Genomic DNA, 10,102 nt, shown 5'->3' on the forward strand with positions numbered 1-10,102 from the left:
CCGGTCCTCTCGGCTTATTGGGCGGCCAGCTCGGCGCGATAGGCCCATTCGATCCACGGCATCAGCGCTGCGACATCGCTGGTCTCGACCGTCGATCCGCACCAGAGGCGCAGGCCCGCAGGCGCGTCGCGATAGGCGCCGGCGTCCAGCGCCACGCCTTCCTTCTCCAGCCGCTTGGCCACGGCCTTGGCGAAGGCCGCCCCGTCCTTGATCTCCGGATCGGTGAACTTCAGGCAGACGCTGGTGGTCGAACCCGTCGCCTGGTCCTCGGCCAGATCCGCGATCCAGTCTTTGTCCGCGATGAAATCGCGCACCGCAGCCGCGTTGGCATCCGCCCGCGCGATCAGCGCATGCAGGCCGCCCAGCCCTTGGGCCCATTTCAGCGCGACCAGATAATCCTCGACCGCCAGCATGGACGGCGTGTTGATCGTCTCACCCTTGAAGATGCCCTCGATCAGCTTGCCACCCTTGGTCATGCGGAAGATCTTGGGCAGCGGCCAGGCGGGGGTATAACTCTCCAACCGTTCGACGGCGCGCGGCGACAGGATCAGCACGCCATGCGCCCCCTCTCCGCCCAGCACCTTCTGCCAGCTGAAGGTCACCACATCCAGCTTGTCCCACGGCAGGTCCATCGCGAAGGCTGCGCTGGTCGCGTCGCAGATGGTCAGGCCATCGCGGTCGGCGGGAATCGCATCGCCGTTGGGCACGCGTACGCCGCTGGTGGTGCCGTTCCAGGTGAACACGACGTCCTTGTCGAAATCGACCTCTGCCAGATCGACGATTTTGCCGTAATCGGCCTTGCGCACCACCGCGTCCAGCTTCAGCTGCTTGACCGCGTCGGTGACCCAGCCCTCGCCAAAGCTTTCCCAGGCCAGCATCTCGACGGGGCGCTGACCCAGCAGGGTCCACATCGCCATCTCGACCGCGCCGGTATCAGAGCCGGGCACGATGCCGATGCGGTAATCGGCCGGCACACCCAGGACCGCGCGGGTCAGGTCGATGGCCTCGGCCAGCTTGGACTTGCCGACAGCGGCGCGATGCGAACGGCCTAGGGGGGCGTCCGACAGCATGTCCAGGGAATAATGGGGGATCTTGGCGCAGGGGCCCGAAGAAAAGCGCGGGTTTTCCGGGCGCGCAGCCGGGATCGGATGATCGGTCATCTGGCTAGCCTTCCAGCTAAAAAGCCCCTCGTTGGGGAGGGGTGTCCCATCGACCGACCTAAGGCCCCGCCCGCTCTGGCGCAAGAAAAAACTTTGCCCTACACCCGGACGCAACCGCACAAGGACCGCCCCCATGTTCACCGTCTCGCTGATCGCGGCGCCTGCCGCAGCCAATCTGGATGATGCTTTGCCCGGCGGTCTGGCCGACCGGTGGGGCGGCGATGTGACGCGCTGGCTGTCGCCGGGCGTGGCCGCCGAATTCGATATCGCGACCCCGCCGCAGGATGCCGATCAGGTCTGGTCCGACCTGCAGATGATCGGCATCGACCTGGCGATCCAGCCGGCGGGCGGGCGGCGCAAGCGCATCCTGATCGCCGACATGGATTCGACCATGATCAACCAGGAATGCATCGACGAGCTGGCCGACATGGCAGGTTTCGGCCCCCGCGTGGCCGAAATCACCGCCCGCGCCATGAACGGAGAGCTGGATTTCAACGCCGCCCTGACCGAACGCGTGGCGCTGCTGGCCAACCTGCCCGAGGCGGTCATCGCGCAGGTCCTGGCCGAGCGTATCACCTATGCTGCGGGCGGGCCGGCGCTGGTCGCGACCATGCGCGCGCATGGGGCCTATACCGCGCTGGTGTCGGGGGGCTTCACCAGCTTTACCCAAGCCGTGGCGCAGACCCTTGGCTTTGACGAACATCGGGCCAACACGCTGTTGACGCAGGACGGGGTGCTGACCGGTCAGGTCGCCCTGCCCATCCTGGGCCGCGAGGCCAAGGTCGACGCCCTGACCCAGATCGCCGCCCGCCTTGGCACCACGCCGCAGAACGCCATCGCGGTGGGCGACGGGGCCAACGACCTGGGGATGATCCAGCTGGCCGGTGCCGGGGTGGCGCTTCATGCGAAACCCGCGGTGGCAGCCCAGGCCCAGATCCGCATCAACCACGGCGACCTGACCGCGCTGCTGTATCTGCAGGGCTTTGCGGACGACGATTTCGTCACACCCTGACCCGTTTCCTGCCCCCATTCCGAAAGCGCCGATGATGATGTTCGACCTGACCGCCGATCTGGTGATGCTGCTGATGCTGGCGGCCTTTGCCGCAGGGTTCGTCGATGCGATCGCGGGCGGAGGCGGGCTGATCACCCTGCCCATCCTGATGCTGGCGGGCCTGTCGCCCGCGCAGGCGCTGGCCACGAACAAGGTGCAGGGCGTCTTTGGCGCGGGCACCGCGGCGCTCAGCTATGCGGCACGAGGGTTGGTCGATCTGCGCAGCCAATGGCGATCGGCGCTGATCGCGGGGGCGGCGGGGGCTGCGGGCGCGGTGCTGGTCAGCGCGATTCCGACCGACGGGCTGCGGCTGATCCTGCCGGTGATCCTGATCGGCATCGCGCTGTTCTTTGCGTTCAAGCCGGGGTTGAACGACCTGGACCGCACGCGCCGCCTGACGCCGCTGGTCTTTGCGGCGACGGTGGTGCCGTTCATCGGCTTTTATGACGGGCTGATCGGGCCGGGGGCGGGGGCGTTCTACATGATCGGCTTCGTCACCCTGGCCGGATACGGCGTGCTGAAGGCCACGGCGCATACCAAGCTGTTGAACTTTGCCTCGAATCTGGGCGGGCTGGGGGCCTTCGCGCTGGTCGGTCAGCCGCTGTGGCTGCTGGGCATGGCGATGGGGGCGGCACAGATCGCGGGGGCGATGCTGGGGGCGCGGCTGGCCTCGCGCATCGGCGCGCGGCTGATCAAGCCGCTGCTGGTCGTGACCTCGACCCTGCTGGCGGGGCGGCTGATCTGGCAGATGATCTGAGGCCCCGTATCCGGCGCCACCTCTGCCAAGGGGCGCCGGTTCGGGGGCAGGGGGACGGGACGGGGGTATCCCGTCCTGTCAGTTAACCACGACTGCATGTCGGGGATGTGACGGTGCTCAGCCGGGAAAGCCGGGCGCGCGGCGCAGGTTGCCGGTGACCAGGCCGCGACAGTTCAGGATCGGGCCGTCCAGGTGCGCCTGCGCCGCCGGGTGGCCCGCGTCCAGCACCCCCAGATGGATCAGCAGCGCGGTGATCGCGGCCTCGCTGGCGCGGGTGCCGCCATCGGTGATCTTGAGCGCGACGCCCAGGCCCTGATCGGGCAGGATCGCCACGAACACCGCCTCGGCCCCGGTCTTGATGGCGGCAACCCCGTTCATGGCGCGCATCAGCTCGGTGCAGGACCGGCCCTCTCCGGCGACCATGTCGGGATGGGTGCGCATCGCGTCGACCAGCCGCCGCATGGCTTGGCCGCGCCGGTCGGTGCCCGGGTTGGCGAACCGCGCCATCGCGCGGGCCAGCCCCTCGACCGTGCAGGCCCAGTTCGGGGCGGAACAGCCGTCGATGCCAAAGCCGGGGCTGTCCTCGTCGGTGACCTCCTCGAAGGCGGCCTTGACGGCGCGCTGGACCGGGTGGTCGGGTTCGACATAATCCGGCCCGCCTTTCAGGTGGCGGTTCAGCGTCAGAAAGCCCGCATGCTTGCCCGAACAGTTGTTGTGCAGCTGGCAGGGCGCGGTGTCCGAACAGGTCAGGCGGCGGTTCTCGGCCGCGTCGCGGGGCATGTGGCAGCCGCAGCGCAGGTCCGGTTCGCCCAGCCCCAGCCCGGTCAGCCAGTCGTCCACGGCCGCGACATGCATCGCCGCCCCCGAATGGCTGGCGCAGGCCAGGGCCAGCTGGCGGTCGGTCAGCCCCGCCGCGTCGGCCGCCCCGCTTTCGATCAGGGGCAGCGCCTGGATCATCTTGCACGACGACCGGGGATAGATCACCTGCCCGGGCACGCCCCAGGCCTCGACCACGCCATGCGCGTCGCAGATGACCGCATGGCCGCGATGCAGGCTTTCGCACAGGGGGCCGCGCCACAGTTCGATCATGTCCGCAGACCGCATGGTTTTTCCCTGACAATTGCGCGATTGTGCTTGCGCGGCCTTTCACGGGCGGCGATTTTCGCTATCCTGACGACAGATGGTTGAAAAGACCACAGCAATCAGGAAGAACGCCGGGCGAAGCGGCGAATTGAATGGCAGGAGGCCAGAGCATGATTACCACCACCCTGCGCGGACTGGGCGCCAGCCTTGTCCTGATCGCCGGATTGGGCACGGCTGTTGCGCAAGAATCCAGCAATGTCGTGGCGACCGAAGGGGACTGGACGGTCTTCGCGGCGGACAATCCGCGCGAATGCTGGGCCGTGTCGCCCCCGCGCTCGACCCTGAACACCCGCAACGGACAGCCTACCGAGGTGTCGCGCGGCGACATCCGCCTGTATGTGGCCTATCGCCCGGGCCAGAACGGCGAGGTCAGCTTCAGCGGCGGCTATCCCTTCGCCCCCGATTCGACGGTCGAGGTCGATGTCGGTGGCCGCACCTTCAACCTGTTCACCGAGGCCGAGAGCGCCTGGACCGGCAGCCCCTCCGACGATGAGGCGCTGATCGCAGCCCTGCGCGCCGGATCGTCTGCCGTCGTGACCGGCCGTTCGGCCCGCGGCACCACGACCAAGGACACGTTCAGCCTGTCGGGCATCACCGCCGCGACGAACACCGCGCGGTCGCGCTGCCAGTAAGGCCGAAGGCCCACGACATTCTCAGGGACGGCGCCGGTTGATTTCCGGCGCCGCCTGTCTTATGTCCGGCACCTTACGCAAATCTCCGGGTGGCCCATGACCGTCGTTCCCATGCAGGCCGCAGGCGCGGCCCCGATCACGCAAGACGTGCTGACCATTCCGCGCAAGCTGCCGGACGGGGGGCTGACGAACATCGTCGGCCTGACCCGCGCGCAGCTGCTGGACGCGCTGCTCGCCGCCGGGACGCCCGAACGTCAGGCCAAGATGCGCGTGGGTCAGGTCTGGCAGTGGGTCTATCACTGGGGCGTGCGCGATTTCGCCCAGATGACCAACCTGGCCAAGGATTACCGCGCCCTGCTGGCCCGGAATTTCGAAATCACCCTGCCCGAGGTCGTGACGCGCCAGGTCAGCAATGACGGCACCCGCAAATATCTTGTCCGCATCGCCGGCGGCCATGAGGTCGAGGTCGTCTATATCCCCGAGGAGGGCCGCGGCACGCTGTGTGTCAGCAGCCAGGTCGGATGCACGCTGACATGTTCCTTCTGCCACACGGGCACGCAGAAACTGGTCCGCAACCTGACCGCCGGCGAAATCGTGGGCCAGCTGATGCTGGCGCGCGACGATCTGGGCGAATGGCCCGTCCAGGGCGCCCCCAAGGATGAGACACGGCTGATCAGCAACATCGTCCTGATGGGCATGGGCGAGCCCTTGTACAATTTCGACAATGTCCGCGACGCGATGAAGATCGTGATGGACAATGAGGGCCTGTCCCTGTCGCGCAGGCGGATCACCCTGTCCACCAGCGGGGTGGTCCCCGAGATCGCCCGCACCGCGCGCGAGATCGGCTGCCTGCTGGCCGTCAGCTTTCACGCCACCACCGATGAGGTCCGCGACCGCCTGGTGCCCATCAACAAGCGTTGGAACATCGCCACGCTGCTGGACGCGCTGCGCGAATACCCGCGCCTGACCAACAGCGAACGCATCACCTTCGAATACGTGATGCTGGCGGGGGTGAACGACAGCGATGCCGACGCGCACCGCCTGGTCGAGCTGATCCGCGGCATTCCGGCCAAGATCAACCTGATCCCGTTCAACGAATGGCCCGGCGCGCCCTACAAACGCTCCAGCAACAACCGCATCCATGCGTTCGCGGACATCATCCACAATGCGGGATACGCCAGCCCGATCCGCACCCCGCGCGGAGAGGACATCATGGCCGCCTGCGGCCAGCTGAAATCCGCGACCGAACGGGGCCGCAAGTCGCGCGCCCAGATCGCGGCCGAAACCGCCTAGCGGCGCTTGGACCCGCGGGGCAGGGTCGTGCGGTTGCCGCGCGGCCCGGTCTGGACGGGGGTGTTGTCGCGATTCTCGTCATGCAGCTTGCGCCAGCGGTCCAGGCGGCCCGCGTCCAGCGTGCCGGCGCGCACCGCCGCCTGCACCGCGCAGCCCGGCTCATGCGCATGGGTGCAGTCGCGGAACCGGCATTGGGGCGCCAGCTCGGTGATCTCGGCAAACAGCATCTCGATGCCCACGGCGACGTCGGCCACGTGCAGCGTGCGCATGCCGGGCGTGTCGATGACCCAGCCCCCTCCCGCCACCGGATGCAGCGACCGCGATGTGGTGGTGTGCCGTCCCTTGGCGTCCGATTCGCGGATATCGCCTGTGGCCTGCGCATCGCGCCCCGACAGCGTGTTCAGCAGCGTCGATTTCCCCACCCCGGACGAGCCGACCAGCGCGACCGTCCGCCCCGGTCCGCACCAGGGCGCCAGCACGTCCGCCGCATCGGGCGATTTCGCGTTCAGCGCCACGACCTGCAACCCGCGCTGCAGGGTGCGGGCGCGGTCCAGCCAGTCGGAGGTGTCGTCCACCTTGTCGATCTTGGTCAGCACGATCACCGGGTCGGTCCCGGCCTCGTTCGCCAGGGCCAGATAGCGTTCCAGACGCGCCGGGTTGAAATCGTCATTGCACGATGTGACCACGAACAGCGTGTCCACATTGGCTGCGATCAGCTGGCGGGCATCGGCGCCCTCGGTCCGGCGGCGCAGCAGGGCGCGGCGGTCCAGCAGGCGGGCCACCACGCGCGTGTCACCCTTAGCCAGCACCCAGTCCCCCACCGCGTAATCGGCGGTCGAGGCATGGATCGGCAGGTCCAGCCGCACCTGGCCCGCGCCGGTTTCGGCCATCAGCCGCGACCGGTGCACGGCGGCGATGCGCATGGGCACAAGCCCCGCATCGTCGTCCGTCAGCTGATCGGCAAAGAAGGGCACCCAGCCCAGATCGTCCAGCGTGTTTGTCATGCGTTCTGCATGATCGGGCCACGGGCGCGATGCAAGCGTTTCATGCGGGCGTCCAGGCGTCGATGATGGCCACGGCCTCGTCCGCGGTCTCGACATAGCGGATCAGGTCCAGGTCGGTGGCGCTGATGGTGCCCGCGCGGGCCAGCGCCTGCCAGTTGATGATGCCGTCCCAGAATTCCGCACCGAACAGCAGGACGGGGATGCGGGCCATGCGGCCGGTCTGGATCAGGGTCAGCGCCTCGAACAGCTCGTCCAGGGTGCCGAAGCCGCCGGGGAACACCGTGATCGCGCGGGCGCGCATCAGGAAGTGCATCTTGCGGATCGCGAAATAGTGGAAGTTGAAGCACAGGTCCGGCGAGACATAGGGGTTGGGCGCCTGCTCGTGCGGCAGCACGATGCCCAGGCCGATCGACTGGCCGCCGACCTCATGCGCACCCAGATTGCCCGCCTCCATCACGCCGGGGCCGCCGCCGGTGCAGATGACCAGGTCCTTGCCGCCCTGCGCCAGGCTGCGTTCGGTCATCAGGCGGGCGAACTGACGCGCCTCGGTATAGTATTTCGACATCTCCGCCAAGGCGGGGCTGCGCGCGTCGCGGGGGGCACCGTCGGGCGCCGGGATGCGCGCGCCGCCGAACATCACCACGGTGGATTCGATGCCGTGTTCGTCCATCACCATCTGCGGCTTCAGCAGTTCCAGCTGCAGGCGCACGGGGCGCAGCTCCTCTCGCAGCAGGAAATCGCGGTCGGTGAAGGCCAGCCGATAGGACGGCGCGCGGGTCTGCGGCGTGTCGGGCACATGCTGGACGCGGGCGGCGTCGCGGCTGCTGTGGGGCAGGGGGTGGGCGCGGTCCTGTTCGGTCGTATCGGTCATCAAGGCCTCGGCGTGGGGATGCGCGGATTGCGCGGGCATTGCTTGATGCTTATAGCCCCGGGGGAACAGTTTCCACCCGGACGCGACAGCAACAAGAGGCCAAGATGACCCAAGATCTGGAACAAGCCATCGAAACCGCGTGGGAGGCCCGCGCCGAGATCAACCCCGCCACCACCGGCGCCACCCGCGAGGCGGTGGAAGAGACGCTGCACCAGCTGGACGCCGGCACCCTGCGCGTCGCGGAAAAGCGCGGCGCCGACTGGCATGTGAACCAATGGGCGAAAAAGGCCGTGCTGCTGTCGTTCCGCCTGAACGACATGGAGGAGATGTCGGGCGGCCCGCAGGGCGCGAACTGGTGGGATAAGGTGCCGTCCAAGTTCCACGGCTGGACCGCCGACGACTGGCGTGCGGCGGGGTTCCGCGCGGTGCCCGGCGCGATCGTGCGGCGCAGCGCCTTCATCGGCAAGGGCGCGGTGCTGATGCCGTCCTTTGTCAATCTGGGCGCCCATGTGGGCGAGGGGGCGATGGTGGACACCTGGGCCACGGTCGGCAGCTGCGCGCAGATCGGCCGCAACGTCCACCTGTCGGGCGGCGTGGGCATCGGCGGCGTGCTGGAGCCGCTGCAGGCGGGGCCGACGATCATCGAGGATGACTGCTTTATCGGCGCGCGCTCCGAGGTGGTCGAGGGCTGCATCGTGCGCGAGGGGTCGGTCCTGGGGATGGGCGTCTATATCGGCCAGTCGACCAAGATCGTGGACCGCGAGACCGGCACCGTCACCTATGGCGAGGTTCCGGCGGGTTCGGTCGTGGTGTCGGGCACGATGCCGTCCAAGAACGGCGTGAACCTGTACTGCGCGGTGATCGTCAAGCGCGTGGATGCGCAGACGCGGTCCAAGACCTCGATCAACGAGCTGCTGCGCGACTGATGACCACGCTGTTCATCGATGCGGATGCCTGCCCGGTCAAGGCCGAGGCCGAGCGGGTGGCCATCCGCATGGGTGTGCCGATGGTGCTGGTCTGCAATGGCGGGCTGCGGATGCCCACGCATCCGCTGGTCCGGTTGCAGATCGTGGCTGCGGGCCCGGACGAGGCCGACAAGTGGATCGCCGACAGCTGCGGTCCGGGCGATGTGGTGGTGACGGGCGACCTGCCGCTGGCGGATCGCTGCATCAAGGCGGGCGCCGCGGTGCTGACCCATGCCGGAGAGGTGCTGGACGCCCGCAACATCGGCCCGCGGCTGGCCACGCGCGACCTGATGGCCGATATCCGCGCGGCGGACCCGTTCCACAAGGGCGGCGGGGCGGGTTTCGGCAAGGCCGACCGGGCGCGGTTCCTGCAATCGCTGGACCGGCTGCTGGTCGCGGCCCGCCGCGCGGGCTGAGGCGAAACTCCCGCGCGCGGCCCGCGTTGAGCGCCGTCACCCCCCAGGAGCATAGCATGTCCGACGACCAGATTATCACCGACCTGATCGGTCGCGTCCGGGGGGCCGCCGATGTCCCGCGCGTCAGCGTTCGCAGCGTGGTCGAGGCCTTGGGCGAGGATTCCTTGCCCCCCAATCTGATGATTCCCGCCCTGGCGGTGGTGTCGCCTTTGTCCGGCGTGCCGCTGTTCTCCAGCATCTGCGGGATCATGATCGCGCTGATTTCGGCGCAGATGCTGATCGGGCGGGATCATGTCTGGCTGCCGGGCTTTCTGATGGACCGGCGCGTGTCGGGTGCCAAGCTGCGCAAGGGGCTGGACTGGATGGAGCGGCCCGCGCGGTTCCTGGACCGGGTCACGGATGAGCGCCTGACCCTGCTGGTGCGGCGGCCGATGCGGTGGATCGTGCAGGCGATCTGCCTGTGCTGCGGGATGGCGATGCCGTTTCTGGAGCTGGTGCCGTTCACATCGTCGCTGATGGGCGTGGTGGTCAGCCTGATGGCCTTTGGCCTGCTGGCGCGGGACGGGGCCTTCGTCGTGCTGGGGCTGATGGCGATCGGCGGGATCGCGGGTCTGGTCACGATGGTCGTGACCTGAGCGAGGAGCGGTCGGGCGGGGCATCGAGCCCCGCCCGACCGCTGCCCCGGCGCCTGTCGGCACCGGGGCATGGGCGCCCTAAAGCGTTTCTGCAAAAACCGGAATCATGGGATTCCCAAAGGGGTCTGCTTGTGATTCATCCTCCCAGAAAGGATGAATCATGTCAGCACCTTTA

Annotated in this window: 11 protein-coding genes; 7 read left to right on the forward strand and 4 right to left on the reverse strand. The window is 68.2% G+C overall.

What is annotated here, in order from left to right:
• Positions 1–14 precede the first annotated feature (14 nt).
• Positions 15–1,160 carry a phosphoserine transaminase gene (locus ABS73_RS10310; protein ID WP_277023629.1) on the reverse strand — a complete coding sequence of 382 codons (1,146 nt, stop codon included), beginning with the start codon at positions 1,158–1,160 and terminating at the stop codon, positions 15–17.
• 133 nt (positions 1,161–1,293) lie between these two features.
• Here ABS73_RS10310 and serB point away from each other — a divergent pair, with 133 nt between their 5' ends.
• Both serB and ABS73_RS10320 read left to right on the forward strand, forming a co-directional pair.
• Positions 1,294–2,172, forward strand: coding sequence for a phosphoserine phosphatase SerB (gene serB, locus ABS73_RS10315; protein ID WP_277023628.1), 879 nt, complete (start codon positions 1,294–1,296; stop codon positions 2,170–2,172).
• A 37-nt stretch (positions 2,173–2,209) separates the two neighbouring features.
• Positions 2,210–2,968, forward strand: a complete 759-nt coding sequence (locus ABS73_RS10320) for a TSUP family transporter (protein WP_277023654.1) — start codon at positions 2,210–2,212, stop codon at positions 2,966–2,968.
• A gap of 117 nt (positions 2,969–3,085) precedes the next feature.
• Here ABS73_RS10320 and ABS73_RS10325 read toward each other — a convergent pair whose 3' ends face one another.
• Complete coding sequence (locus ABS73_RS10325) at positions 3,086–4,072, reverse strand: asparaginase (RefSeq protein ID WP_277023626.1); 987 nt, start codon at positions 4,070–4,072, stop codon at positions 3,086–3,088.
• Positions 4,073–4,221: 149 nt separating this feature from the next.
• On the opposite strand from ABS73_RS10325, the gene ABS73_RS10330 reads away from it, so the two are divergent.
• Positions 4,222–4,743, forward strand: coding sequence for an invasion associated locus B family protein (locus ABS73_RS10330; RefSeq protein WP_277023624.1), 522 nt, complete (start codon positions 4,222–4,224; stop codon positions 4,741–4,743).
• Between the two features lie 111 nt (positions 4,744–4,854).
• Positions 4,855–6,036, forward strand: a complete 1,182-nt coding sequence (gene rlmN / locus ABS73_RS10335) for a dual-specificity RNA methyltransferase RlmN (RefSeq protein ID WP_277023652.1) — start codon at positions 4,855–4,857, stop codon at positions 6,034–6,036.
• Here rlmN and rsgA read toward each other — a convergent pair.
• Together rsgA and ABS73_RS10345 are read right to left on the reverse strand one after the other, a co-directional pair.
• A complete protein-coding gene (rsgA, locus tag ABS73_RS10340) occupies positions 6,033–7,040 on the reverse strand; it encodes a ribosome small subunit-dependent GTPase A (RefSeq protein WP_277023622.1) in 1,008 nt (335 codons plus the stop codon). The two genes, rlmN and rsgA, sit on opposite strands and share 4 nt — an antisense overlap.
• 40 nt (positions 7,041–7,080) lie before the next feature.
• Positions 7,081–7,911: an LOG family protein gene (locus ABS73_RS10345; protein ID WP_277023620.1), complete on the reverse strand. Its 831-nt coding sequence runs from the start codon at positions 7,909–7,911 to the stop codon at positions 7,081–7,083.
• 104 nt (positions 7,912–8,015) lie between these two features.
• Here ABS73_RS10345 and dapD point away from each other — a divergent pair, with 104 nt between their 5' ends.
• From dapD to ABS73_RS10360, 3 genes are read left to right on the forward strand one after another with little or no spacing between them, the layout of a single operon-like run.
• Positions 8,016–8,837 carry a 2,3,4,5-tetrahydropyridine-2,6-dicarboxylate N-succinyltransferase gene (gene dapD / locus ABS73_RS10350; RefSeq protein ID WP_277023619.1) on the forward strand — a complete coding sequence of 274 codons (822 nt, stop codon included), beginning with the start codon at positions 8,016–8,018 and terminating at the stop codon, positions 8,835–8,837.
• The gene (locus ABS73_RS10355) at positions 8,837–9,292 is read left to right on the forward strand and encodes a YaiI/YqxD family protein (protein ID WP_277023618.1); all 456 of its coding nucleotides are present in this window, start codon (positions 8,837–8,839) and stop codon (positions 9,290–9,292) included. Before dapD ends, ABS73_RS10355 begins: the two co-directional genes overlap by 1 nt.
• Before the next feature lie 56 nt (positions 9,293–9,348).
• Positions 9,349–9,927, forward strand: coding sequence for an exopolysaccharide biosynthesis protein (locus ABS73_RS10360; RefSeq protein WP_277023617.1), 579 nt, complete (start codon positions 9,349–9,351; stop codon positions 9,925–9,927).
• The last annotated feature ends 175 nt before the right edge of the window (positions 9,928–10,102 follow it).

Source organism: Paracoccus sp. SCN 68-21 (genome assembly GCF_001724535.1).
Lineage (GTDB): Bacteria > Pseudomonadota > Alphaproteobacteria > Rhodobacterales > Rhodobacteraceae > Paracoccus > Paracoccus hibiscisoli.